This is a genomic window from Mesorhizobium sp. B1-1-6 (assembly GCF_006443035.1).
GTDB lineage: Bacteria > Pseudomonadota > Alphaproteobacteria > Rhizobiales > Rhizobiaceae > Mesorhizobium.
The window spans coordinates 115,422-138,931 of record NZ_VFWR01000014.1; the positions used below are offsets into that span (position 1 = coordinate 115,422).

The window sequence follows — 23,510 nt, forward strand, 5'->3', positions numbered from 1 at the left end:
TCCGGAAAAGAACAAGGAACAGGATATGGCACAGGAACGTAGGGATGGCGGCCGCGGCCGCGATCGTGAAGAACGCGATGACGGCATGGTCGACAAGCTCGTCCACATCAACCGTGTCGCCAAGGTCGTCAAGGGCGGCCGCCGCTTCGGTTTTGCAGCACTCGTCGTCGTCGGCGACCAGAAGGGCCGCGTCGGCTTCGGTCACGGCAAGGCGCGCGAAGTGCCGGAAGCCATCCGCAAGGCAACCGAATCGGCCAAGCGCGACATGATCTTCGTGCCGCTGCGCTCGGGCCGCACGCTGCACCACGATGTCGAGGGACGCTGGGGCGCCGGCCGTGTTCTCCTGCGCGCCGCCAAGCAAGGTACCGGCATCATCGCCGGCGGCCCGATGCGTGCCGTCTTCGAGACGCTCGGCATGCATGACGTGGTCGCCAAGTCGATGGGTTCGTCGAACCCTTACAACATGGTTCGCGCCACTTTCGACGCGCTGAAGAGCCAGATGCATCCCAAGGATGTGGCTGCCGCGCGCGGCATCAAGTATTCGACCCTTCAGGCCCGCCGCGGCACCGCCGTCGCGGCTGAAGAATAGTCGATCTGACCAGGGATTTTGACCATGGCCAAGAAAGCAACCAAGACCATCACCGTTGAGCAGATCGGCTCGCCGATCCGTCGCCCGAAGGAACAGCGCGCGACGCTGGTCGGCCTCGGCCTCAACAAGATGCACAAGCAGCGCACGCTGGAAGATACGCCTTCCGTGCGCGGCATGATCGCTGCCGTCCAGCATCTCGTCCGCGTCGTGGACGAGGGCTGAGCACAGGCGCAGGAGAAGCAAGATGAAACTCAACGATCTGCGTGACAAGGACGGCGCGACGCATTCGAAGAAGCGTCTCGGCCGCGGCATCGGCTCCGGTTCCGGCAAGACTGCCGGTCGCGGCGTCAAGGGCCAGAAGGCGCGCTCCGGCGTCGCCGTCAACGGCTTCGAGGGTGGCCAGATGCCGCTCTATCGGCGCCTGCCGAAGCGTGGCTTCAACAACATCTTCGCCAAGAGCTTCACCGTCGTCTCGCTGGCCCGTATCCAGGCCGCTGTAGACGCCAAGAAGCTCGATGCGAAGGCGACCGTGACGGCCGAGGCGCTGGTAGCCGCCGGCGTCATCCGTCGCGTGAAGGACGGCGTGCGCGTGCTGTCGGACGGCGATCTCAAGGCGAAGCTCGCCTTTGACGTCGCCGGGGCCTCCAAGGCCGCGATCGAGAAGATCGAAAAGGCCGGCGGTTCGGTCAAGCTGCCGCAAGAGGCGGCCGCCGAGTAACAGCAATTTGAAGCGCGCTCGGCAAGGCCGGATCCGGTTTTGCTTTCGATCGCGCTTCGACCTGTTCAATATGGCGGCCGCGTCAACGCGGCCGCTTGCATGTTTACAGTCCGGAGCTTATCTCGTGAGCTTCGGTGACACGCGCCGCCTGACCTTAGGGCCATCAAGCGTGACCAAGCGGAGAATCGGGCATGGCTTCGGCTGCTGAACAACTAGCCTCGAATCTGAATTTCTCAGCCTTCGCCAAAGCGGAGGACCTGAAGAAACGAATCTGGTTCACCGTCGGCGCGCTGCTCGTCTACCGCCTCGGCACCTACATCCCGCTTCCCGGCATCAATCCCGATGCCTTCGCGCAGGCCTTCTCTTCGCAGAGCAAGGGCGTGCTGGGCATGTTCAACATGTTCGCCGGCGGCGCCGTGCAACGCATGGCGATCTTCGCGCTCGGCATCATGCCTTACATTTCCGCTTCCATCATCATGCAGCTGATGACCTCGGTCATCCCGTCGCTGGAAGCGCTGAAGAAGGAAGGCGAGCAGGGCCGCAAGGTCATCAACCAGTACACGCGCTACGGCACGGTGCTCCTGGCGCTGGTGCAGGCCTATGGTATTTCGGTCGGGCTTGAAGGCGGCAACGGCATCGTCAGCGATCCCGGCATGTTCTTCCGCATCTCGACCGTCGTCACGCTGGTCGGCGGCACCATGTTCCTGATGTGGCTCGGCGAGCAGATCACCGCGCGCGGCATCGGCAACGGCATTTCGCTGATCATCTTCTCCGGCATCGTCGCCGGCCTGCCGCATGCCATTTCCGGCACGCTGGAACTCGGCCGCACCGGAGCGCTGTCGACCGGCCTGATCCTGGCGATCATCGTGCTGGCCATCGTCGTCATCGCGCTCATCGTCTTCTTCGAGCGCGCCCAGCGGCGTCTGCTGATCCAGTATCCGAAGCGTCAGGTCGGCAATCGCATGTTCCAGGGCGACACTTCTCACCTGCCGCTCAAGCTCAACACGTCGGGCGTCATCCCGCCGATCTTCGCCTCGTCGCTGCTCTTGCTGCCGGCCACCGTCGCCGGCTTCTCGCAGACCACGAACATGCCGGCCTGGGCCAGCACCATCCTGGCCTCGCTCGGCCATGGCCAGCCGCTCTATATGTTGTTCTACGCGGCGATGATCGTGTTCTTCGCCTTCTTCTACACCGCGATCGTCTTTAACCCGAAGGACACCGCCGACCAGCTCAAGAAGCACTCCGGCTTCATCCCCGGCTATCGTCCGGGCGAGCGCACCGCCGACTATATCGACTACGTTCTTACCCGCATCACTGTCGTCGGTGCCATCTATCTGGTGCTGGTCTGTCTGCTGCCGGAGTTCCTGATCTCGGCGACTGGCGTACCATTCTACCTTGGTGGCACATCGCTTCTGATCGTGGTCAGTGTCACGCTCGACACGGTTGCGCAGATTCAGGGCCACCTGATCGCGCACCAGTATGAAGGCCTGATCAAGAAGTCGAAGCTGCGCGGGGGGAAGAAAGCCAGATGAGGTTGATTTTGCTTGGGCCGCCAGGAGCGGGCAAGGGGACACAAGCACAAAGACTGGTAGAGAGACACGGCATCCCCCAGCTTTCCACGGGCGACATGCTGCGCGCCGCGGTGCAGGCCGGTACCGAAGTCGGCAAGCGCGCCAAGGCGGTCATGGATGCCGGCGAGCTGGTCTCGGATGCCATCGTCAACGCCATCGTGGCCGAGCGCATTGACCAGCCCGATTGCGCCAATGGTTTCATCCTCGACGGCTACCCGCGTACGCTGGTGCAGGCTGATGCGGTTGAATCGATGCTTGACGAACGTGGCATTGCGCTCGACACCGTCATCGAGCTTGTCGTCGACGACAAGGCGCTGGTCGGCCGCATCGTCAAGCGAGCCGATGAGGCCAAGGCAGCCGGTCAGCCGGTGCGCAAGGACGACAATCCGGCGGTGTTCGAGGAGCGGCTGCGGGAATATTACAAGAAGACCGCTCCGCTGATCGGCTATTATTATGCCAAGCGCCGGCTGAAGAGCGTGGACGGCATGGCGGGTATCGATGCCGTGACGTCGGAGATCGAAGCCGTGCTCGCGGCGACGGTGAAAGAGGCCGCCTCGGCCAAATAGCGATTGTGCTTGACTGAAGCGGTCCGCTGGGGTATGGCGGCCCGTCTTCCTGTCAGGCATGGAGTTTGCTTGCCCGCAAGGGCAGGGCAGCCGTTTTTGACCAGGAAACTCCCGCAAGGGCCGGCCTCCACCGGACGCGGGGCAACGCAGACAGCGCCGGCTCGTCCGGCCCACATGGAGATGAGAAGAACATGGCTCGTATAGCCGGCGTCAACATTCCGACCAACAAGCGCGTTGTCATCGCGCTTCAGTACATTCACGGCATCGGCAAGAAGTTCGCCCAGGAAATCGTCGACAAGGTCGGCATCCCGGCCGAGCGCCGCGTCAACCAGCTGACCGACGCGGAAGTGCTGCAGATCCGCGAGACGATCGACCGCGACTATCAGGTCGAGGGCGACCTGCGCCGCGAAGTCTCGATGAACATCAAGCGGCTCATGGACCTCGGCTGCTACCGCGGCCTGCGTCACCGTCGCTCGCTGCCGGTTCGCGGCCAGCGCACGCACACCAATGCACGCACCCGCAAGGGCCCGGCCAAGTCGATCGCCGGCAAGAAGAAGTAATTTAGGGCAGTAAGGGAGTAGGGGAGTAAGGCAGTAGGGAATGCCCGGCAATCGGGTCGCTCTTTCCCTACTCCCTTACTGCCCTATTCCCCACTCCCTTACCAAGGTGGAGCCGCTGGCATTACGGCGGTGTAGAGATCAACTGAAAGGAATACCATGGCCAAGGAAGCCGCTCGTGTTCGCCGTCGCGAACGCAAGAACATCTCGTCGGGCGTTGCCCACGTCAATTCGACCTTCAACAACACCATGATCACCATTACCGACGCGCAGGGCAATTCGATCGCCTGGTCGTCGGCCGGAGCCCAGGGCTTCAAGGGTTCGCGCAAGTCGACCCCCTTCGCCGCCCAGATGGCTGCCGAGGATGTTGCCAAGAAGGCCCAGGAACACGGCATGCGCATGCTCGAGGTCGAGGTCTGCGGACCCGGCTCCGGCCGTGAATCGGCGCTGCGCGCCCTGCAGGCGGCTGGCTTCACCATCACCTCGATCCGTGATGTGACCCCGATCCCGCACAATGGCTGCCGTCCGCGCAAGAAGCGTCGCGTCTAAGGAATTACCGAACGCCGCGTGAACGCCAGAAGCGTTCCTCCGCGGTTTTCCAGGTCGCCCGCCACGATTGGATGGTGGCGGGTCAACGGAAGGAAAGCATCATGATCCAGAAAAATTGGCAGGAACTGATCAAGCCGAACAAGATCGAGTTCTCGTCGAAGAAGAAGACGCTGACCACGCTGGTGGCCGAGCCGCTCGAACGCGGCTTCGGCCTCACGCTCGGCAACGCGTTGCGTCGCGTGCTTCTGTCCTCGCTGCGCGGCGCGGCAGTCACCGCCGTACAGATCGACGGCGTCCTGCATGAATTCTCGTCCATCGCCGGCGTGCGCGAGGACGTGACCGACATCGTCCTCAACATCAAGGAAATCGCCATCCGCATGGAAGGCGACGGCCCCAAGCGCATGGTTGTGCGCAAGCAGGGCCCGGGTGCGGTTCTCGCCGGCGACATCCAGACGGTGGGCGACGTCGAGATCCTCAATCCGGATCACGTCATCTGCACGCTGGACGAGGGCGCTGAAATCCGTATGGAATTCACTGTCGATACCGGCAAGGGTTACGTGCCGGCCGACCGCAACCGCGCCGAGGATGCGCCGATCGGCCTGATCCCGGTCGACAGCCTCTATTCGCCGGTCAAGAAGGTCTCCTACAAGGTCGAGAACACCCGTGAGGGCCAGGTTCTCGACTACGACAAGCTGACCATGACCATCGAGACCGACGGTTCGATCTCGGGCGAGGACGCGGTGGCTTTCGCCGCCCGCATCCTGCAGGACCAGCTTGGCCTGTTCGTCAATTTCGACGAGCCGCAGAAGGAAGTCGCCACCGAAGCCGTCACCGAGCTTGCCTTCAACCCGGCGCTGCTCAAGAAGGTCGACGAACTCGAGCTTTCGGTGCGTTCGGCCAACTGCCTGAAGAACGACAACATCGTCTACATCGGCGATCTCATCCAGAAGACCGAAGCCGAGATGCTGCGCACCCCGAACTTCGGCCGCAAGTCGCTGAACGAGATCAAGGAAGTCCTGGCGGCGATGGGCCTGCACCTCGGTATGGAAGTGCCGGACTGGCCGCCGGAAAACATCGAAGACCTCGCCAAGCGTTACGAAGATCAATATTGAGGCTCCGAGGAGCTTCTCGAACCCGGAATGAAGGAGAAGAGCCATGCGCCATGGATTTAAAGGCCGCCGGTTCGCCCGCAGCATAAGCCATCGCAAGTCGATGTTTGCCAACCTTGCCGTGTCGCTGCTCGAACACGAGCAGATCGTCACCACCTTGCCCAAGGCGAAGGACCTGCGTCCGATCGTCGAGAAGCTGGTGACGCTCGGCAAGCGCGGCGACCTGCACGCCCGCCGCCAGGTGATCGCGCAGATCGGCAATGAAGGCGTCGTCAAGCGCCTGTTCGACACCATCGCGCCGCGCTACGCCACCCGCAACGGCGGCTATCTGCGCATCATGAAGGCGGGCTTCCGCCACGGTGACAATGCCGCGATGGCGGTCATCGAATTCGTAGACCGCGACACGGAGGCCAAGGGCGCCGGCGACCGCGCCCGCCTCGAAGCCGAAGGCACCGATGCGGAAGCCGCAGCCGCTTAAGGCTTCGCTTTTCAAATGATTTAAAGGGGCCTGCGGGCCCCTTTTTCATATTCTGGCCGCCTCGGCTGCTCCTGCGTCAAAATAATTCGATTTAATCGCCTTAGCCTTTCATTTTGCACATTCGTCGGGACAATGCGCCCCAACTCGCACGGAGGATTCGCAATGCGCGCTAAAAGACTGTCCCTGGTTCTGCTCTGCGCCTTTATGGCGTTCGCAACCACGCCGACAGTCCGGCAGGCATTGGCCGAGGATGCCCCCAAAGCCGATCCGGGCCTCTCCGACGTGCTCACCGACCTGCTGCACGGCGTCGAGGGCGAAAACGCCACCTCGGGCCCCGACAAGCGCGTGCCGTTCGGCCGTGAGGAGGTGCAGTTGTCGTTCGCGCCATTGGTCAAGCAGACGGCGCCAGCCGTGGTCAATGTCTATGCCTCGCAAACGGCCAAGGTCGTTTCGCCCTTCGAAGGCGATCCGTTCTTCGAAGAATTCTTCGGTCGCGCGCAGCCGCGCGCGCAGTCCTCCCTGGGCTCGGGCGTGCTTGTCGATCCGAGCGGCGTCATCGTCACCAATTTCCACGTCATCAAGAATGCCGACGAGGTGAAGGTCGCGACCGCCGACGGGCGCGAATTCACCAGCAAGGTGATGCTCAAGGACGAGACGCTCGATCTTGCCGTGCTCAAGATCGAATCCGACAAGCCATTCCCGGTCATCGCCATCGGCGATTCCGATGCGCTCGAAGTCGGTGACCTGGTGCTGGCCATCGGCAATCCTTTCGGTGTCGGGCAGACCACCACGAGCGGCATCGTTTCCGCACTTGCCCGCAGCCATATAGGCGTTTCGGATTCGGGTTATTTCATCCAGACGGACGCTGCCATCAATCCCGGCAATTCCGGCGGCGCGCTGATCAACATGGGCGGCCAGCTGGTCGGCATCAACACCGCCATCTTCAGCCGCAGCGGCGGCTCGATCGGCATCGGCTTTGCCATTCCTGCCAATATGGTGCGCGCTTTCGCCGATGCCGCCAAGGCCGGTCTCGATTTCTTCGAGCGGCCTTACATCGGGGCCGAGTTCGAAGCGGTGACGCCGCAGATCGCTGAATCGCTCGGCATGGAAAAGCCTGCCGGCGCGCTGGTCTCGTCCGTTGACGCGTCCGGACCGGCCGGCAAGGCCGGATTGAAGCCTGGCGATGTCGTCCTGCAGATCAACGGCAGGCCGGTCGAGAGCATCGAGGCACTGGACTATCGCATGGCGACGCTGTCGATCGGTACAAAGGCCAATTTCGCGGTGCTGACCAAAGGCCAGCAGGCGGCGATGGACATCGCGCTGGAACGCGCGCCCGAGGGTGCAAAACCCTCGGAGGTGACGCTGCATGGCCGCAGCCCCTTCTCGGGCGCCAAGGTTGCGGAATTATCGCCGCGGCTGGCTCAGAAGCTCGGCCTGCGCACCGACATCAAGGGCGTCACCGTGGTCGACATCAATCGCGATTCGCCGGCCGCCGATTTCGGCTTCCAGCCGGGCGACATCGTGCGCGAGGTCAACGGCACGACAATCGATACGGCGGCGACGCTGGCGCAGGCTTCCCAGCAGGATACGCGCTGGTGGCGCTTTACCGTCGAGCGCGGCGGGCAGATACTGCGCCAGGTGTTGCGTTACTGAGCTCGATCGCTGAAGAGATCGCGCTCCAAACCCAAAAAGAAGTGCATGGCCGATCTGTTCAGTGTCGATGAACCGGAAAAGGCGCCGCCAGGCCGGCCGCTGGCAGACAGGCTGCGCCCGAAAAACCTTGGCGAGGTCGTCGGCCAGGAGCATCTGACCGGCCCCGATGGTGCGCTGACCCGGCTGATTAATTCCGGTTCGCTCGGCTCCATGATTTTCTGGGGGCCGCCCGGCACCGGCAAGACCACGGTGGCGCGCCTGCTTGCCGGTGAAACCAGCCTTGCCTTCGAGCAGATTTCGGCGGTTTTCTCCGGCGTAGCCGACCTGAAGAAAGTGTTCGAGGCGGCCAAGCTGCGCCGCGCCAATGGCCGCCAGACCCTGCTGTTCGTCGACGAGATCCACCGCTTCAACCGCGCCCAGCAGGACGGCTTCCTTCCAGTCATGGAAGACGGCACCGTCGTGCTCGTCGGCGCTACCACCGAAAATCCGTCCTTCGAGCTCAATGCAGCTCTGCTGTCGCGTGCGCGCGTGCTGGTTTTCCATTCGCTTGGCGAGGAAAGCATCGCAAAGCTTCTGGCCAGGGCCGAAGAGACGGAGGGCAGGGCGCTGCCGCTCGATGATGAGGCGCGAGCGATGCTCATCCGCATGAGCGACGGCGATGGCCGGGCCTCGCTAACGCTGGCGGAAGAAGTGTGGCGCGCCGCCAAACCAGGCGAAGTGTTCGGCCCCGAAGGCTTGCAGCGCATCATCCAGCGTCGGGCGCCGATCTACGACAAGGGCCAGGACGGTCACTACAATTTGATCTCGGCGCTGCACAAATCCGTGCGCGGCTCCGATCCCGATGCCGCGCTCTACTACCTCGCGCGCATGTTCGACGCCGGCGAGGATCCGCTCTATCTCGGCCGCCGGCTGGTGCGCATGGCGATGGAGGACATCGGGCTGGCCGATCCGCAGGCGCTGGTCGTCGCCAATGCGGCCAAGGACGCCTACGATTATCTGGGTTCGCCCGAGGGCGAACTCGCCTTCGCCGAGGCCACCGTCTATCTCGCCACGGCGCCCAAATCCAACGCGGTCTACACCGCCTTCAAAGCGGCCACGCGCGCTGCCAAGGAGCACGGTTCGCTGCTGCCGCCCAAGCACATCCTCAACGCGCCGACAAAGTTGATGAAGGACGAAGATTACGGGGCCGGCTACCGCTATGATCATGACGAACCGGACGCGTTTTCCGGCCAGGACTATTTTCCGGAAAAGATGGGCCGCCAGACCTTCTACGACCCACCCGAACGCGGTTTCGAGCGCGATATCAGGAAACGGCTCGACTACTGGGCAAAGCTGCGCAAAGAGCGGGAATAGCAGGCTTGCGACGGCCGGTGGCGGTTGCGGTCCGAAACGAAGCTTCGCCTTGGGGCATTTCCACGTCGGTTCTTCTGCACGCGCTGCTCGCGGCCACGATTATATCGATGCCGATGCCGAAGCTTCCGAGCCGGCCGGAGGAAGAACGGGTTATCCTGACCCCGCGACAGTTCGAGGTCTCGACAAGGCAGTCAGCCGGCGACGATGCCGTGGCCGTTGTGCGGCAACCCAAAAGACCTTATCAAGGCGCACGGCCGGGCGGTGGTCGTTGTCGTGATTTTGGCACTATTCATTCGCAACAGGATCGCGCTCGGCGCGTGGAAAAATGACAAAAACCCTTCGCAAGACCCTTCGCAAATTCGCCATTGCCATCCCGCTCCTTGCCCTTGGCTTCTATTTCATTCCGATCCTAACGACGATTTTCGTCGTTTGTGGCCTGATCGACGTGCTGCGCAACGACCGCAAGAATCTGTCCCTGTTCAGCGGCTATTTCCTGGGCAATGGCCTCTTCACCTGGCTGCTTTCGCCATTCAACCTGCTGGTCGACCTCCTGTGCTACAGAAATCCGGGCGTGTGGAAGCTGGAGCAGTTCCCGCAGGATTATCAGCGCGAAGTCAACGAGGTCTTGGATGTCTTCAAGGCGCGCAAGGCCGAAATCATCGCCGACATCGACGCCAATTTCGGCGCCGGCCGGCGCGGCATGTATGTCTACCAATGGTATGGCAAGCACAGAATAGACAACGTCGCCGAGTTCAACAAGAATTTCAAATACATCAAGACGATTGCCGTCTCCGTCTTCAGCAAGCGCGAATCGACCTCCTGGCACTTCGGACCGCTGCGGCTCAGCCTCCGCATCCTCTACAACCTCATTCCGGTGAAGTCAGAGATCTTCGTCGAGTGCGGCAACGTCAAGAACTACTGGTACGACAATCCGCTGTTCATTTTCGACGACACGCTGCTGCATCGCTCGGTCAACGAGTATGACGGTCGTCGCTACTGCGTATTCATGGACATTATCAGGCCGTCCCCGGTCCCCAGGCTTATCGCCGGCCTTCTCGCCATCGTCTCGGTGAGCGTCGAGAGGATCAATTCGATGTTCTACAAGAACTGGAAGATGATCGGCTCGACCAAGCCGAAAAAAGCAGAAACGACCTGAGCTGGCAAGTTTTCGAACGTAGCCGGCGCGCCGGATAGGTATGAATAGTCGGGGACAGTATACGGCGATGTTCAATCTGCTTCTCGTGGCCGCCGGCGGCGGCATTGGCGCCGGCGTTCGCCATCTGACCAATATGGGCTCGCTGCGCCTTGTCGGCCCCAACTATCCCTGGGGCACGATGGCGATCAACATCGTCGGTTCGTTCGCGATGGGCCTGTTCATCGCCGCCTTGGCGCGCCGCGGCGGGTCTAACGAAGTCAGGCTGTTTGTTGCCACCGGCATCTTAGGCGGCTTCACGACCTTTTCCGCCTTTTCGCTCGATTTCGCGACCTTGTGGGAGCGGGGAGCCACCTTGCCGGCGTTTGGATATGCGCTGGCCAGCGTGATTGGCGCCATCATTGCCCTGTTTTTGGGTCTTTGGCTCGCAAGAAGCCTGCCTTAATGCTATTGCCGCGCCGAGAGCAGGCCTGGGCCTGCCAGGAAACGGGTAAGCGAAAACAATATGGCAGGCGTTGAACAGATCACGGTGGAGGCCGGCGAGGCGGGCATGCGGCTCGACCGCTGGTTCAAGACCCATTTCCCGGGCCTTGGCTTTGGTCATCTGCAGAAGCTGCTTCGGTCCGGGCAGATCCGCGTCGACGGCGGCCGCGTCAAGGCCGACACCCGTGTCGAGCCTGGCCAGACGGTGCGCATTCCACCGCTGGAAGTGGACAAGAAGGGCGACAGCCCGCTGACCGGCCATTCGATCCGCAACCAGGGCGATGCCGAAGTCCTGGCAAAGATGCTGATCCATGAGGATCCGAAGGTTTTCGTCTTCAACAAGCCGGCTGGCCTTGCGGTGCAGGGCGGCTCGGGCGTCACCCGTAACGTCGACGACATGTTGGAAGCCTGGCGCAACCAGAAGGGCGAGAAGCCGCGGCTGGTGCACCGGCTCGATCGCGACACGTCTGGCGTGCTGGTCGTCGCCCGCACCAGGCTGGCGGCGATGAAGCTCTCCGAGGCGTTTCGCGCCCGCGAGACCAAGAAGACCTACTGGGCTTTGGTCAAGGGCGTGCCGCCCAAGCGCGAGGATAAGATATCGACCTGGCTGATCAAGGAAGCCACGCCGGATGGCGATCGGGTGCGCATTGCCAAGCACGGCGAAAAGGGCGCCGACCATGCCGTATCCTACTATCGCATCATCGAGCAGGCGGCGCAGGCGCTGACCTGGCTGGAGATGGAGCCCTATACCGGCCGCACCCATCAGTTGCGCGTTCATGCCGCCCATATCGGTTGTCCCATCATCGGCGATCCCAAATATTTCGAGGCCGACACCAATTGGGATTTTCCGGGCGGGATGCAGAACCGCCTGCATCTGCACGCGCGCCGCATCGTCATCCCGCATCCGGACCAGGGTTTCATCGACGTCACCGCACCTATGCCGCCGCATATGCGCCAGAGCTGGAACCTGATCGGCTTCGACGACGCCAGTGCGGAGGATTGACCATGAGCGGCGCTGCCGATGCGCTCGACCGTCGCGATACGGTCGACATGGCGGCCGCCGCCATAATGGTCGGCCTGACGTTCTCCTGGGGCCTGAATTACGTCGCCGCCAAGATCTCCTATGCCGGCTATGATCCGGTTTTCCTGTCGATCGCGCGCTCGGTTATCGGCGGGCTCTGCGTCTTCCTCTGGTGCCGCTGGCGCGGCATTGCGCTTTTCAAGAGGGACGGGACATTGCTCGCGGGCATTGCAGTGGGCGTGCTCTTCGGCATCGAGTTCCTCTGCCTTTATGTCGGGCTGGAGCACACCACGGTCGCCCGCAACACGCTGCTGGTCAACACCATGCCGTTCTGGATGCTGCTGGGAGGGCATTTCCTGCTCGGCGAGCCGATCAGCCTGCGCAAATCCTTTGGCCTTCTGCTTGCCTTTGCCGGCCTCGCCGCGGTCTTTTCCGACAAGCTCGGCGGCGGCGGGGACATGCTGTTCGGCGATCTGCTGAGCCTTGGCTCCGGATTCGTCTGGGCCTTGACCAATATCCTGATCAAGCGCTCGAAGCTGGGTAACACGAGCGCCGAAAAGCTGCTGCTCTATCAACTCTCCGGCGCTGCGATCGTCGGCGTCCTGGTGTTGCCTCTGGCCGGCCCCTCCGTGCGCGATCCCGCGCTGTTGCCGACGTTGGCCCTGCTTTTCCAGGCGCTCTATATCGTCGCCTTCACCTATGTGTTGTGGTTCTGGCTGCTGCGGCGCTATCCCGCCTCCAGCCTGTCGAGTTTCACGTTCCTGTCGCCGGTCTTCGGCGTGCTGTGCGGCGCCCTGTTCTTGAACGAGCCGCTGACCATACGCATTTTTCTGGCACTTGGTCTCATTGCCGCCGGTCTGGTCATCGTCAACAGGCCGCCGCGCCAGCAGACGGCCGAAGGAGGCTGACATGCGCGATATCCTCAGCGATCTCGAGGCGGGGAAACTGCTCTCCGACCCCGATCCGGTGCGCCGCGCCCAGATCCAGATGAAGAAGCCGCTGCCGAAGCGTTTTTACAAGATCGTTTCGGTCGCGCCGGCCGATGATGGCTTTGCCGTCCATCTCGACGGCAAACCGGTGCGCACGCCGGGCAAGGCGCTGCTGACGCTGCCGACCGAGAAGGCGGCATCGCTGGTCGCCGATGAATTCGCCGCCCAGGGCGAGACCATCGATCCGGTGTCGATGCCGGTGATGCGTCTCGTCAACACCGCGCTCGACGGCGTCGCCAGCGATCCGCAGGCGGTGCTGGAGGACATACTGCGCTTTGCCTCGTCGGATCTGCTCTGTTATCGCGCCGACGCACCACAAGGCTTGGTCGAGCGGCAGAACGAGCTGTGGGATCCTGTCCTCGACTGGGCGCAGGCAGCACTCGGCGCTCGCTTCAACCTTGCCGAGGGCATCATTCACGTCGATCAACCGCGCGAAACCATTGCTGTGCTGGGTGCGCATCTTGCCCAGCGCGCCGAGCCGCTGCGCCTGGCAGCGATCCACGTCATGACCTCGCTGACCGGTTCGGCGCTGCTGGCGTTGGCCGTGGAGTTCGGCGAACTCGGCGGTGAGGCGGCCTGGACTGCCGGCCATGTCGACGAGGATTGGCAGATCGAGCATTGGGGACAGGATGCGGAAGCTGTCGCGCGCCGCTCCGCCCGCAAGCGCGACATGATGGCTGCCGTCGGTCTGATCGAGGCGCTCGAAGGCTGACCGGCCACCGCACCGCACCTAATACCAAAGTCATAATCCCAAAGTCATCTGCCGTTGGCAGGCGCTTTCTGTCATTTTTCCCGTGATTGCTGCCGCGAGTCTGCGCTCGGAAGAGAATGCGAACGCAAGGGCGCTGCATCGAGCACAAGGGTCTCACGGGAGGAGCATCTCAATGGCTATCGCATCGACCGCCAGCGGAAAGAGCCGCGGCATGACGCGAGAGGAGAAGAAGGTCATCTTCGCTTCTTCGCTCGGCACCGTTTTCGAGTGGTACGATTTTTATCTCTACGGGTCGCTGGCGGCTTTTATTGGTTCGACCTTTTTCAGCCCGACCATTCCGGAAGCGACGCGCAATATTTTCGCGCTGCTGGCTTTCGCCGCCGGCTTCCTCGTCCGTCCGTTCGGCGCTTTGCTGTTCGGCCGCATCGGCGACCTTGTCGGCCGCAAATATACCTTCCTCGTCACCATGACGATCATGGGCCTGTCGACCTTCCTGGTGGGCTTGCTGCCTGGTTATGCGAGCCTCGGCATCGCGGCTCCGGTGATCCTGATCATCCTGCGCATGCTCCAGGGCTTGGCACTGGGCGGCGAATATGGCGGCGCGGCCACCTATGTCGCCGAGCATGCGCCGGACGACCGGCGCGGCTACTATACGTCGTGGATCCAGACGACCGCCACACTCGGCCTGTTCCTGTCGCTGATCGTCATCCTGATCGTCCAGGGCTCCATGAGCAAGGAAACCTATGCCGCCTGGGGCTGGCGCGTTCCTTTCATCGTGTCGTTCCTGTTGCTCGGCATTTCCATCTGGATCCGGCTGTCGCTTTCCGAATCCCCCACCTTCCAGCGCATGAAGGAAGAGGGCAAGGGTTCCAAGGCACCGCTCTCGGAAGCCTTCGGCCAGTGGAAGAACGCCAAGATCGCGCTGCTGGCACTGCTCGGCCTTACGGCTGGCCAGGCCGTGGTCTGGTATAACGGCCAGTTCTACGCCCTGTTCTTCCTCCAGAACGTGTTGAAGCTGGACGCACAGTCGGTCAACATCATGATCGCCATCGCGCTTGCGCTGGGCTCCATCTTCTTCGTCGTGTTCGGCTGGCTCTCCGACAAGATCGGCCGCAAACCGATCATCATGGCCGGGCTCGCACTGGCGATCGTCTGCACCTTCCCGCTGTTCAAGGCATTGACCTGGGCCGCCAATCCGGCCCTTGCCGAGGCACAGCAGAGCACCCGCGCGACGGTGACCGCGGCACCCGGCGACTGCAGGTTCCAGTTCAATCCGGTGGGCACCGCCAAGTTCACGACGTCTTGCGACATCGCGACCTCGTTCCTGACCAAGAACTCGGTGCCCTATGACGTCGTTTCCACGGCGGCACCCGGTACGGCTGCTTCGGTCAAGATCGGCAATGAAACGGTGGCATCCTACGATGCTGTCGCCGCGGGCGACCAGGCCAAGGCCAAGGAGGCCGCCTTCGTCAAGGCCGTCAACATGTCGCTGCAGGACGGCGGATATCCGCTGAAGCGTGCTGCGATCAAGATACCGGACCAGAAGCTCGACGCGTTTGTCGCTGCCAATCCCGAACTGAAGCTCGACGCCGCCGCCATCCGCGCCGGCGAGAAGGCGACGGTTCCTACCGATCAGGCTATCAAGGACAAGCTTTTGACCGCCGACGAGGCTGCCGGTGCGCCTGAGGTCACCGTCTACAACATACCCGGCGGCGGTGCCTTCGCCATGTTCGCCGACCCTGCGGCCGTGAACTGGCCTATGACGATCGCCATCCTGTTCGTCCTCGTCCTGTTCGTGACCATGGTCTACGGTCCGATCGCGGCCATCCTGGTCGAGATGTTCCCGACCCGCATCCGCTACACCGGCATGTCGCTGCCCTACCATATCGGCAATGGCTGGTTCGGCGGGTTGCTGCCGGCGACGGTGTTCGCGCTCAGTGCCTACAGGGGCGACATCTATTATGGCCTCTGGTATCCCGTGATAATCGCGGCGATGTCGCTCGTCATCGGCATGATCTTCGTCAAGGACACGCTGGGCACGAACTTGGAGACCAAGCAGTAACGGGTCGGATCCACATGCATGAGAAAACCCGGCGCGAGCGATCGCGCCGGGTTTTCATATCGAGGCTGAAGATGCGTTCAGCTCTTCGGCTGCTGGTTTTCTTCCTCGACAGCGGCCTCGTGATACCAGCCATCGAAATCGGCATGCGTGTTACGCAGCGAGGCAAGCTCTGCCGCGAACTTGGCCTTCGCGCCTAAATTTGAGGCAGATACGCAGCCTGCAAGCGGGAACATCAGGATCTTTGCCGACGGACGGGCGAGGGTGACTTCCATTGGCGGTCTCCTTTCTTCTCCGAGGGTCAGTTGATTCAGCTTTTCCTCAAAATAGGTTCTGCGATTCATTTAGGCAATATGCTTATGAAAAGATCAGTTATTGCCTATTATTTGCGCAATCTCTGCGTCTGATCGATCCCGGCGCATTGCTGGGGCGGTGCAGTGAATTCACGGGAATCTTACGACCATTTTGTCGCACCGGTCGATGCCAGAGTGGCATATGAATTGCTTTTTACCAGTCGGCAGGTCGGCTTGCTCCGGCCATGCGTCGACACCGCGTGCGGTGGTCAAGCACAACGAGAGGCTCTAGAATGACCAAATACAAGCTCGAGTATATCTGGCTCGACGGATACACCCCGGCCCCCAATCTTCGCGGCAAGACCCAGATCAAGGATTATGCCGAGTTCCCGAAGCTCGACCAGCTGCCGCTGTGGGGCTTCGACGGCTCGTCCACCATGCAGGCCGAGGGCCGAAGCTCCGATTGCGTGTTGAAGCCGGTCGCGCTTTATCCCGATCCGGCCCGCACCAACGGCGTTCTCGTCATGTGCGAAGTCATGATGCCCGATGGCGTCACGCCGCACGTGTCCAACAGCCGCGCGACCATTCTCGACGACGAGGATGCCTGGTTCGGTTTCGAGCAGGAGTACTTCTTCTACAAGGATGGCCGTCCGCTCGGTTTCCCCGAGAGCGGTTATCCCGCCCCGCAGGGCCCGTACTACACCGGCGTCGGCTATTCGAACGTCGGCAGCATCGCGCGCCAGATCGTCGAAGAGCATCTCGACCTCTGCCTTGCCGCGGGTATCAACCATGAAGGCATCAACGCCGAAGTGGCCAAAGGCCAGTGGGAATTCCAGATTTTCGGCAAGGGCTCCAAGAAGGCCGCCGATCAGATGTGGATGGCCCGCTACCTGCTCCAGCGCCTCACCGAAAAGTACGGCATAGATATTGAGTTCCACTGCAAGCCGCTCGGCGACACCGATTGGAACGGCTCGGGCATGCATTGCAACTTCTCGACCAAATATATGCGCGAAGTCGGCGGCAAGGGTTATTTCGAGGCCCTGATGGCGCAGTTCGAAAAGAACCTGATGGACCATATCGCCGTGTACGGCCCGGACAACGACAAGCGTCTGACCGGCAAGCACGAGACGGCCCCCTGGAACAAGTTCAGCTATGGTATCGCCGACCGCGGCGCCTCGATCCGCGTGCCGCATTCGTTCGTCAAGAATGACTACAAGGGTTATCTGGAAGACCGCCGCCCGAACTCGCAGGGCGACCCCTACCAGATCGCTTCCCAGGTCCTGAAGACGATCTCGCAGGTTTCGACCGGCGCATCGGTTTCGGCCGCTGCTTGATATTTCACGTCGGGCCTCAAGATCCCCGACAACCATGACGCGAGCCCCGGCGGGAGTTGCCGGGGCTTTTTCGTGTGACGATGGCGAGCACTATCGCATGCCGCTGTTTCCGTTCGCCGCTCCTCGTCTTCCTGGCTCCTGGCCTGGCAAAGCAAATTCCCCCAAAAAAAGTCAGGTTAAAAAGGGCGGCTCAAACCCATCCCGACAAGGCGGCTTTGGGCTGACGAAAGCATACCTTGGCGCCGGGCCGCAGGCTTCGAAATCCTCGAAAAAGCCCGGAAATCCGGCCATTCCGGCAAGAATGCCTGTCGACCGATCCTTTCATAAGCCCCTGTTCATACACCAAAATCGACCGTCTCGACGCCCGGCAGGCGACATTGACAGGCTGCGGCGCAACATGCGTATTCGCAGGCATTGGGGGATACGCCAAGCGGTGCTGTTCGAAGGGGCGGGGTTTCTTGAACGACAGCATTGGCGGGGGCGCCGGACGAGCGGGCATTGCAGCCTGAGGCAGTGTGCCGCTCGCTCCTGGCTTATCCCTTTACTCGCAAAAAGCGCATGCCGGATCGCCTGGCAGCCCAGCTTGGCTGGCTCAAGCCGGCCTGTGCCTCAGCGCAATCGGCACGTGTGACGTGACCAGCCGACGGAACCTCAGCAGCCGGTGCGCCTTTCCAGTCGCTGGATCGGGGCAGCATCCGATCGAACGCGTCAGTGTCCGCGGATTTGGCTGAATGGAAGCCTCGATATGAGCAAACAAAGAGGCCGGAAGAGGTTCATCTTCCGGCCTCGCATTTGCAGGCTGAATTGAAGCCGCTGGATCCGGGTTATGCCGGGTCCAGGGAGATCAAAAATCAGACCGAATAGTACATGTCGTATTCGACGGGATGCGGTGTCATTTCGAAGCGCATCACCTCGGCCATCTTCAACTCGATGTAGCTGTCGATCTGGTCGTCGTCGAAGACGCCGCCGGCCTTCAGGAAGCCGCGGTCCTTGTCGAGGCTCTGGAGCGCCTCACGCAGCGAGCCGCAGACGGTCGGGATCTTCTTCAGCTCCTTCGGCGGCAAATCGTAGAGATCCTTGTCCATCGGCTGGCCGGGATGAATCTTGTTCTTGATCCCGTCGAGGCCGGCCATCAGCATGGCGGCAAAGGCGAGATAGGGGTTCGCGCCCGGATCGGGGAAGCGGACCTCGACGCGCTTCGACTTTGGCGACGAGCCGAACGGGATGCGGCAGGATGCCGAGCGGTTGCGCGCCGAATAGGCGAGCAGCACCGGCGCCTCGTAGCCCGGCACCAGGCGCTTGTAGGAATTGGTCAGCGGGTTGGTGAAGGCGTTGATGGCCTTGGCGTGCTTGATGATGCCTCCGATATAGAACAGGCAGCTTTCCGAGAGGCCGGCATACTCGTTGCCGGCGAAGGTCGGCTTGCCTCCTTTCCAGATCGACTGGTGGACATGCATGCCCGAGCCGTTGTCGCCGAAGATCGGCTTCGGCATGAAGGTGGCGGTCTTGCCATAGGCATTGGCGACCTGATGCACGACATATTTGTAGATCAGCATCTTGTCGGCGTTGCGGACCAGCGTGTCGAACTTGATGCCGAGTTCGTGCTGGGCCGCAGCCACCTCGTGGTGATGCTTCTCGACCCGCACGCCCATCTCGGCGAGCACGGTCAGCATCTCGGAGCGCATGTCCTGCGCCGAATCGATCGGCGGCACCGGGAAATAACCCCCTTTGATGCGCGGACGGTGGCCGAGATTGCCGGTTTCGTAGTCGGTGTCGTCATTGGACGGCAGTTCGGTGGAATCGAGCCTGAAGCCGGTGTTATAGGGATCGGCTTTGTACTTGACGTCGTCGAAGACGAAGAACTCGGCTTCCGGGCCGACATAGATGGTGTCGCCGATCCCTTCCGACTTCATGTAGGCCTCCGCCTTCTTGGCAGTGCCGCGCGGGTCGCGGTTGTAGGATTCGCCCGAAACCGGATCGAGGATGTCGCATAGGATGACCATGGTCGACTGCGCGAAAAACGGATCCATGTGGACCGTTTCAGGATCGGGCATCAGCACCATGTCGGACTCGTTGATCGCCTTCCAGCCGGCGATCGAAGAACCATCGAACATCACGCCATCGGCGAACATGTCTTCCTCGACCTCGATGACATCCATCGTCACGTGCTGCAGCTTGCCCTTCGGGTCGGTGAAGCGCAGGTCAACGAACTTCACATCGTTGTCCTTGATCTGCTTCATGATGTCTTTGGCTGTCGTCATGTCATGTATCCCTGTGGTGACGTTTTTTAATAATGACGTTTCGGAAGATGGGCGAGGTGTCAGACCGCATCCATGCCGGTTTCGCCGGTGCGGATGCGCACAACTTCCTCGATGTTCGAGACGAAGATCTTGCCGTCGCCGATGCGCCCAGTCTGGGCCGCCTTGCGGATGGCTTCGATGGCGCCTTCGACCGCATCGTCGCCGAGCACGACCTCGATCTTCACCTTGGGCAGGAAGTCGACGACATATTCGGCGCCGCGATAAAGCTCGGTGTGGCCCTTCTGGCGTCCAAAACCCTTGGCCTCGGTCACGGTGATGCCTTGCAGTCCGGCCTCCTGAAGCGCTTCCTTCACTTCGTCCAGCTTGAATGGCTTGATGATCGCTTCGATCTTTTTCATGTAAAAAGTGGCCTCCACTGCCAAAAAAACGGGTTGTGAGCCCCCGCTTGCGCCTCCATCAAGCACGAATTGTGCCAATTGGCGGGATTTCAAGCGGTGTCATTCGATTCCAGAACATGCCGCACGAAGATGCAAATTCGCATCGTTCACTGCATCCAGCGCGCGACGGATGGCTGCAGCCTACGCGGCGTCGGTGTTTATGTCTGCCCGATATTTAGGCGTATTGCTTATTTGGTGGGCATTGCTCAGCTTGGCTGGGACCGCGCCAACTCCTCTGCGTTTGCGTCGAGCCGAAAACTGGACAATGCTTTATCGAATGCGGATCGGCAATCCATGAGCAACGAACTTCTTTCTCCCGAGGAGATGAGCGAGGCGGATCGGTTGACGATTGCCGCCGGCGCAATCGACGGCATCGGCCTGATGCGCCGTGCAGGCGAAGCCGTCGCGGCCGAAATTTTCAGGCGCGATCCGGCAGCGAAGCGGGTCCATGTGCTTTGCGGTCCCGGCAACAATGGCGGCGATGGCTATGTCGTGGCCCGCTGCCTGGCAACCGCTGGCGTCGACACGGTGGTCTGGGCGACGGGCACGCCGAAGCCGGGCAGCGATGCCGCGCTTGCCGCCGGCGAATGCCCGGTCAAACCTCGGCCGCTGGCGAATTTCGCGGCCGAAGCCGGCGCTGTCGTCGTCGACGCTCTTTACGGAGCAGGGCTGTCCAAACCGCTGTCCGGTGAAGCGGCGAGAACGGTTGGCGTGGTGACAAGCCTGGCCTTGCCGGTCGTCGCGGTCGATCTGCCATCAGGCGTTTCCGGGGACAGCGGCCAAGTGCTCGGCCATGCTTTTCGGGCTGGGGTCACCGTCACCTTCGCCCGCAAAAAACCTGGTCATCTTTTGCTGCCCGGGCGCGAGCTGTGCGGGGAGATCGTGCTCGCCGATATCGGTATCGCCGATGGTCTCATTGCCCGGATTCGGCCCCAGGCGTTCGAGAACTCGCCGGCGCTTTGGCTCAGCGCCTTTCCGATTCCGGGCGTCGATACGCACAAGTACAAGCGCGGCCATGTCGGCGTCTTTTCCGGCGGCCCGAGCGCCACTGGCGCGGCGCGGCTTGCGGCGCTTGCCGCGGCGCGAAGCGGGGCAGGGGCGGTCACCGTCCTGTCCCCGGCGAAAGCCATGCAGGTCAATGCCGCGCATCTGACCTCGATCATGCTGCGCAAAGCAAATGACAGCGCCGACATCGACGCCTTCATCGGCGAACGCCGGCCCTCCGCTTTTGTACTGGGCCCTGGCTTCGGTGTCGGTGAAAGAACGCGGAATTTTGCTCTCACGCTGCTTGCCGCTGGCCAGCAGCGGAACGTTTCCGCCTCGGTCGATGGTCTGGTGTTCGACGCCGACGCGATCACCTCGTTTCGCGAGAAGCCGGATGTCCTGTTCGAAGCCTCGCGCCAGCCGAGCGCGCCGTCGCTGGTGATGACGCCGCATGAAGGCGAGTTCGCCAGGCTGTTTGCTGACATCGCGGGTGGCGCCGTTTCGTCCAAGTTGGGCAGGGCTCGTATGGCCGCCACCCGTGCCAATGCCGTGATCGTCTATAAGGGCGCCGACACCGTAATCGCTGCTCCCGATGGCAAGGCCGCGATAAACTCCAATGGCGCGCCGTGGTTGGCAACCGCCGGTTCGGGCGACGTGCTCTCGGGGCTGGTGGCCGGCTTCCTGGCGCAAGGCATGCCGGCCTTCGAGGCGGCGTGCGCGGCGGTATGGATCCATGCCGAGGCCGGCAGCCGGTTCGGGCCGGGGCTGATCGCCGAGGATTTCCCGCTGGCGCTGGTGCCTGTGCTGCGTGAACTGGTGGCGGCTCGCGGCGCGCGCTGATTTGCCGCGACATTCAGCTTACAGCGGAATGTTGTCGTGCTTTTTCCAGGGGTTCTGCATTTCCTTGTTGCGCAGCATTCGCAGCGCGCGGGCGATGCGGCGGCGGGTCGAATGCGGCATGATCACCTCGTCGACATAGCCGCGCTCGGCGGCGACGAAGGGCGACAGGAAGCGGTCTTCGTAAGCCTTTGTATGAGCTGCGATCTTTTCGGCGTCTCCGATGTCCTTGCGATAGATGATCTCGACCGCGCCCCTGGCGCCCATCACGGCGATCTGCGCCGTCGGCCAGGCATAGTTCATATCGCCACGCAGGTGTTTCGAAGCCATCACGTCATAGGCGCCGCCATAGGCCTTCCTGGTGATGACGGTGATCTTCGGCACGGTCGCCTCGGCATAGGCGAAGAGCAGTTTGGCGCCGTGCTTGATCAGCCCGCCATATTCCTGCGCCGTGCCCGGCAGGAAGCCCGGAACGTCGACGAAGGTGACGATCGGGATCGAAAAACAGTCGCAGAAGCGCACGAAGCGCGCCGCCTTGCGGCTGGCGTCAGAATCGAGCACGCCGGCCAGCACCATGGGCTGGTTGGCGACGAAGCCGACCGTGCGGCCTTCAATACGTCCGAAGCCGGTGACGATGTTCTTGGCGAAACTTTGCTGGATCTCGAAGAAATCACCCTCGTCGGCGACTTTCAGGATCAGCTCCTTGATATCGTAAGGCTTGTTCGCGTTGTCGGGGATCAGCCGGTCGAGCGACAGATCGTGATCGGTGACCGACTGGTAGCATTCGATCTCGGGAATCTCCGATGTGTTCGAGGCCGGCAGCAAATCGACCAGCCGGCGCATCTGCAGCAGTGCTTCGACGTCGTTGTCATAGGCGCCGTCGGCGATCGAGGATTTCGTCGTGTGAACGGAAGCGCCGCCGAGGCTCTCGGCGGTCACCGTCTCGTTGGTGACGGTCTTCACCACGTCCGGTCCAGTAACGAACATGTAGGAGGTGTCGCGCACCATGAAGATGAAGTCGGTCATGGCCGGCGAATAGACGTCGCCGCCAGCGCAAGGCCCCATGATCACGGAAATCTGCGGAATGACGCCCGACGCCAGCACATTGCGCTGAAAGATCTCGGCGTAGCCGCCGAGTGCAGCCACGCCTTCCTGGATGCGGGCACCGCCGGCATCGTAGAGGCCGATGATCGGCGCGCGGTTGCGCAGCGCCATCTCCTGCACCTTGATGACCTTTTCGGCATGCGCTTCCGACAGCGAGCCGCCGAACACGGTAAAATCCTTGGCGAAAAGGTAGACGGGACGGCCGTTGACGGTGCCCCAGCCGGTGACAACGCCATCGCCGGCGATCTTGGTCTTTTCCATGCCGAAGTCGGTCGAACGGTGCTCGACATACATGTCGAACTCCTCGAACGAACCCTCGTCGAGAAACACCTCGATGCGTTCGCGGGCGGTGAGCTTGCCCTTCTTGTGCTGCGCGTCGATGCGAGCCTGACCGCCGCCCATGCGGGCGATCTCGCGACGACGCTCGAGTTCCTTCAGCACGTCCTTCATTCTCGATCTCCTGCGCGGGCTGCTTTGTGGTAATGATGCCCGCAGGTGAGCGCAAGCGTCGCTTTTTCGAGGCGTTTTGTTGCGCTGCAACATGATGCCCTTGCATTTCAGAGCGAACTCAGCCATATGCACGGCATAGGCGCTTGGGCCGGACCGATCCGGCCTTCTCCTCGAATGAGACTGGTTGCGTCTGTTTTCCCTCTTTCCTGCTGATCGACCCCGATTGGTTAGCAAGGTGGCGAAAAAGCCC

At 62.0% G+C, this 23,510-nt stretch carries 23 protein-coding genes; 19 read left to right on the forward strand and 4 right to left on the reverse strand.

Going from position 1 to position 23,510, the window contains the following annotated elements; all coding sequences use genetic code 11:
- Nucleotides 1-25: 25 nt before the first annotated feature.
- The 17 genes from rpsE (at nt 26) to FJ979_RS25765 (ending at nt 15,563) form a co-directional block, all read left to right on the forward strand.
- The gene (gene rpsE / locus FJ979_RS25680; protein ID WP_006333394.1) at nt 26-589 is read left to right on the forward strand and encodes a 30S ribosomal protein S5; all 564 of its coding nucleotides are present in this window, start codon (nt 26-28) and stop codon (nt 587-589) included.
- Nucleotides 590-613: 24 nt separating this feature from the next.
- Entirely contained in the window at nt 614-811 is a 198-nt protein-coding gene (gene rpmD, locus FJ979_RS25685; protein ID WP_006205449.1) for a 50S ribosomal protein L30, read from the forward strand.
- A 22-nt stretch (nt 812-833) separates the two neighbouring features.
- Nucleotides 834-1,307: a 50S ribosomal protein L15 gene (rplO, locus tag FJ979_RS25690; protein WP_140501273.1), complete on the forward strand. Its 474-nt coding sequence runs from the start codon at nt 834-836 to the stop codon at nt 1,305-1,307.
- A gap of 191 nt (nt 1,308-1,498) precedes the next feature.
- Complete coding sequence (secY, locus tag FJ979_RS25695; RefSeq protein ID WP_140501275.1) at nt 1,499-2,839, forward strand: preprotein translocase subunit SecY; 1,341 nt, start codon at nt 1,499-1,501, stop codon at nt 2,837-2,839.
- On the forward strand, nt 2,836-3,444 hold the full coding sequence (locus FJ979_RS25700) for an adenylate kinase (protein ID WP_140501277.1): 609 nt from the start codon (nt 2,836-2,838) through the stop codon (nt 3,442-3,444). The genes secY and FJ979_RS25700 overlap by 4 nt, the downstream gene beginning before the upstream one ends.
- A 191-nt stretch (nt 3,445-3,635) precedes the next feature.
- Entirely contained in the window at nt 3,636-4,004 is a 369-nt protein-coding gene (gene rpsM / locus FJ979_RS25705; protein ID WP_006205445.1) for a 30S ribosomal protein S13, read from the forward strand.
- A gap of 156 nt (nt 4,005-4,160) precedes the next feature.
- Nucleotides 4,161-4,550: a 30S ribosomal protein S11 gene (rpsK, locus tag FJ979_RS25710; RefSeq protein WP_006205444.1), complete on the forward strand. Its 390-nt coding sequence runs from the start codon at nt 4,161-4,163 to the stop codon at nt 4,548-4,550.
- 101 nt (nt 4,551-4,651) lie between these two features.
- Nucleotides 4,652-5,662, forward strand: coding sequence for a DNA-directed RNA polymerase subunit alpha (locus tag FJ979_RS25715; protein WP_023682599.1), 1,011 nt, complete (start codon nt 4,652-4,654; stop codon nt 5,660-5,662).
- 43 nt (nt 5,663-5,705) lie between these two features.
- Nucleotides 5,706-6,137, forward strand: a complete 432-nt coding sequence (gene rplQ / locus FJ979_RS25720) for a 50S ribosomal protein L17 (RefSeq protein WP_140501279.1) — start codon at nt 5,706-5,708, stop codon at nt 6,135-6,137.
- A gap of 162 nt (nt 6,138-6,299) precedes the next feature.
- The gene (locus tag FJ979_RS25725) at nt 6,300-7,790 is read left to right on the forward strand and encodes a DegQ family serine endoprotease (RefSeq protein ID WP_140501281.1); all 1,491 of its coding nucleotides are present in this window, start codon (nt 6,300-6,302) and stop codon (nt 7,788-7,790) included.
- Between the two features lie 45 nt (nt 7,791-7,835).
- Nucleotides 7,836-9,143, forward strand: coding sequence for a replication-associated recombination protein A (locus FJ979_RS25730; RefSeq protein WP_140557280.1), 1,308 nt, complete (start codon nt 7,836-7,838; stop codon nt 9,141-9,143).
- Between the two features lie 325 nt (nt 9,144-9,468).
- The gene (locus FJ979_RS25740) at nt 9,469-10,299 is read left to right on the forward strand and encodes an aspartyl/asparaginyl beta-hydroxylase domain-containing protein (RefSeq protein WP_140584208.1); all 831 of its coding nucleotides are present in this window, start codon (nt 9,469-9,471) and stop codon (nt 10,297-10,299) included.
- Nucleotides 10,300-10,366: 67 nt separating this feature from the next.
- Nucleotides 10,367-10,741: a fluoride efflux transporter CrcB gene (gene crcB, locus FJ979_RS25745; RefSeq protein ID WP_140561136.1), complete on the forward strand. Its 375-nt coding sequence runs from the start codon at nt 10,367-10,369 to the stop codon at nt 10,739-10,741.
- A 60-nt stretch (nt 10,742-10,801) separates the two neighbouring features.
- On the forward strand, nt 10,802-11,782 hold the full coding sequence (locus FJ979_RS25750; protein WP_140515445.1) for an RluA family pseudouridine synthase: 981 nt from the start codon (nt 10,802-10,804) through the stop codon (nt 11,780-11,782).
- A 2-nt stretch (nt 11,783-11,784) separates the two neighbouring features.
- On the forward strand, nt 11,785-12,708 hold the full coding sequence (locus FJ979_RS25755; protein ID WP_140584210.1) for a DMT family transporter: 924 nt from the start codon (nt 11,785-11,787) through the stop codon (nt 12,706-12,708).
- Nucleotide 12,709: 1 nt separating this feature from the next.
- The gene (locus FJ979_RS25760) at nt 12,710-13,501 is read left to right on the forward strand and encodes an ATP12 family chaperone protein (protein ID WP_140557278.1); all 792 of its coding nucleotides are present in this window, start codon (nt 12,710-12,712) and stop codon (nt 13,499-13,501) included.
- A gap of 172 nt (nt 13,502-13,673) precedes the next feature.
- Nucleotides 13,674-15,563: an MFS transporter gene (locus FJ979_RS25765; protein WP_140525514.1), complete on the forward strand. Its 1,890-nt coding sequence runs from the start codon at nt 13,674-13,676 to the stop codon at nt 15,561-15,563.
- A gap of 77 nt (nt 15,564-15,640) precedes the next feature.
- Here FJ979_RS25765 and FJ979_RS25770 read toward each other — a convergent pair whose 3' ends face one another.
- Complete coding sequence (locus tag FJ979_RS25770) at nt 15,641-15,835, reverse strand: DUF2735 domain-containing protein (RefSeq protein WP_140584211.1); 195 nt, start codon at nt 15,833-15,835, stop codon at nt 15,641-15,643.
- A gap of 311 nt (nt 15,836-16,146) precedes the next feature.
- On the opposite strand from FJ979_RS25770, the gene FJ979_RS25775 reads away from it, so the two are divergent.
- Complete coding sequence (locus FJ979_RS25775; RefSeq protein ID WP_140501300.1) at nt 16,147-17,187, forward strand: glutamine synthetase beta-grasp domain-containing protein; 1,041 nt, start codon at nt 16,147-16,149, stop codon at nt 17,185-17,187.
- 851 nt (nt 17,188-18,038) lie between these two features.
- Here FJ979_RS25775 and glnA read toward each other — a convergent pair.
- Both glnA and FJ979_RS25785 read right to left on the reverse strand, forming a co-directional pair.
- Nucleotides 18,039-19,448 carry a type I glutamate--ammonia ligase gene (glnA, locus tag FJ979_RS25780; RefSeq protein ID WP_140515442.1) on the reverse strand — a complete coding sequence of 470 codons (1,410 nt, stop codon included), beginning with the start codon at nt 19,446-19,448 and terminating at the stop codon, nt 18,039-18,041.
- A 59-nt stretch (nt 19,449-19,507) separates the two neighbouring features.
- Nucleotides 19,508-19,846 (reverse strand): P-II family nitrogen regulator, encoded by a 339-nt coding sequence (locus tag FJ979_RS25785; protein WP_006205430.1) that lies wholly within the window; start codon nt 19,844-19,846, stop codon nt 19,508-19,510.
- 333 nt (nt 19,847-20,179) lie between these two features.
- Here FJ979_RS25785 and FJ979_RS25790 point away from each other — a divergent pair, with 333 nt between their 5' ends.
- On the forward strand, nt 20,180-21,709 hold the full coding sequence (locus tag FJ979_RS25790) for an NAD(P)H-hydrate dehydratase (RefSeq protein WP_140584213.1): 1,530 nt from the start codon (nt 20,180-20,182) through the stop codon (nt 21,707-21,709).
- Nucleotides 21,710-21,727: 18 nt separating this feature from the next.
- Here FJ979_RS25790 and FJ979_RS25795 read toward each other — a convergent pair whose 3' ends face one another.
- On the reverse strand, nt 21,728-23,260 hold the full coding sequence (locus tag FJ979_RS25795) for an acyl-CoA carboxylase subunit beta (protein WP_140584214.1): 1,533 nt from the start codon (nt 23,258-23,260) through the stop codon (nt 21,728-21,730).
- Nucleotides 23,261-23,510: the final 250 nt, after the last annotated feature.

Coding starts and splice junctions, on each gene's coding strand:
- FJ979_RS25755 (WP_140584210.1), top strand. CDS start 11,785: ATGAGCGGCGCTGCCGATGCGCTCGACCGTCGCGATACGGTCGACATG.
- FJ979_RS25770 (WP_140584211.1), bottom strand. CDS start 15,835: ATGGAAGTCACCCTCGCCCGTCCGTCGGCAAAGATCCTGATGTTCCCG.
- FJ979_RS25790 (WP_140584213.1), top strand. CDS start 20,180: ATGAGCAACGAACTTCTTTCTCCCGAGGAGATGAGCGAGGCGGATCGG.
- FJ979_RS25765 (WP_140525514.1), top strand. CDS start 13,674: ATGGCTATCGCATCGACCGCCAGCGGAAAGAGCCGCGGCATGACGCGA.
- FJ979_RS25775 (WP_140501300.1), top strand. CDS start 16,147: ATGACCAAATACAAGCTCGAGTATATCTGGCTCGACGGATACACCCCG.
- FJ979_RS25740 (WP_140584208.1), top strand. CDS start 9,469: ATGACAAAAACCCTTCGCAAGACCCTTCGCAAATTCGCCATTGCCATC.
- crcB (WP_140561136.1), top strand. CDS start 10,367: ATGTTCAATCTGCTTCTCGTGGCCGCCGGCGGCGGCATTGGCGCCGGC.
- rplO (WP_140501273.1), top strand. CDS start 834: ATGAAACTCAACGATCTGCGTGACAAGGACGGCGCGACGCATTCGAAG.
- rpsE (WP_006333394.1), top strand. CDS start 26: ATGGCACAGGAACGTAGGGATGGCGGCCGCGGCCGCGATCGTGAAGAA.
- FJ979_RS25760 (WP_140557278.1), top strand. CDS start 12,710: ATGCGCGATATCCTCAGCGATCTCGAGGCGGGGAAACTGCTCTCCGAC.
- FJ979_RS25750 (WP_140515445.1), top strand. CDS start 10,802: ATGGCAGGCGTTGAACAGATCACGGTGGAGGCCGGCGAGGCGGGCATG.
- rplQ (WP_140501279.1), top strand. CDS start 5,706: ATGCGCCATGGATTTAAAGGCCGCCGGTTCGCCCGCAGCATAAGCCAT.
- FJ979_RS25715 (WP_023682599.1), top strand. CDS start 4,652: ATGATCCAGAAAAATTGGCAGGAACTGATCAAGCCGAACAAGATCGAG.
- FJ979_RS25785 (WP_006205430.1), bottom strand. CDS start 19,846: ATGAAAAAGATCGAAGCGATCATCAAGCCATTCAAGCTGGACGAAGTG.
- FJ979_RS25730 (WP_140557280.1), top strand. CDS start 7,836: ATGGCCGATCTGTTCAGTGTCGATGAACCGGAAAAGGCGCCGCCAGGC.
- rpmD (WP_006205449.1), top strand. CDS start 614: ATGGCCAAGAAAGCAACCAAGACCATCACCGTTGAGCAGATCGGCTCG.
- rpsK (WP_006205444.1), top strand. CDS start 4,161: ATGGCCAAGGAAGCCGCTCGTGTTCGCCGTCGCGAACGCAAGAACATC.
- FJ979_RS25795 (WP_140584214.1), bottom strand. CDS start 23,260: ATGAAGGACGTGCTGAAGGAACTCGAGCGTCGTCGCGAGATCGCCCGC.
- FJ979_RS25700 (WP_140501277.1), top strand. CDS start 2,836: ATGAGGTTGATTTTGCTTGGGCCGCCAGGAGCGGGCAAGGGGACACAA.
- rpsM (WP_006205445.1), top strand. CDS start 3,636: ATGGCTCGTATAGCCGGCGTCAACATTCCGACCAACAAGCGCGTTGTC.
- FJ979_RS25725 (WP_140501281.1), top strand. CDS start 6,300: ATGCGCGCTAAAAGACTGTCCCTGGTTCTGCTCTGCGCCTTTATGGCG.
- glnA (WP_140515442.1), bottom strand. CDS start 19,448: ATGACGACAGCCAAAGACATCATGAAGCAGATCAAGGACAACGATGTG.
- secY (WP_140501275.1), top strand. CDS start 1,499: ATGGCTTCGGCTGCTGAACAACTAGCCTCGAATCTGAATTTCTCAGCC.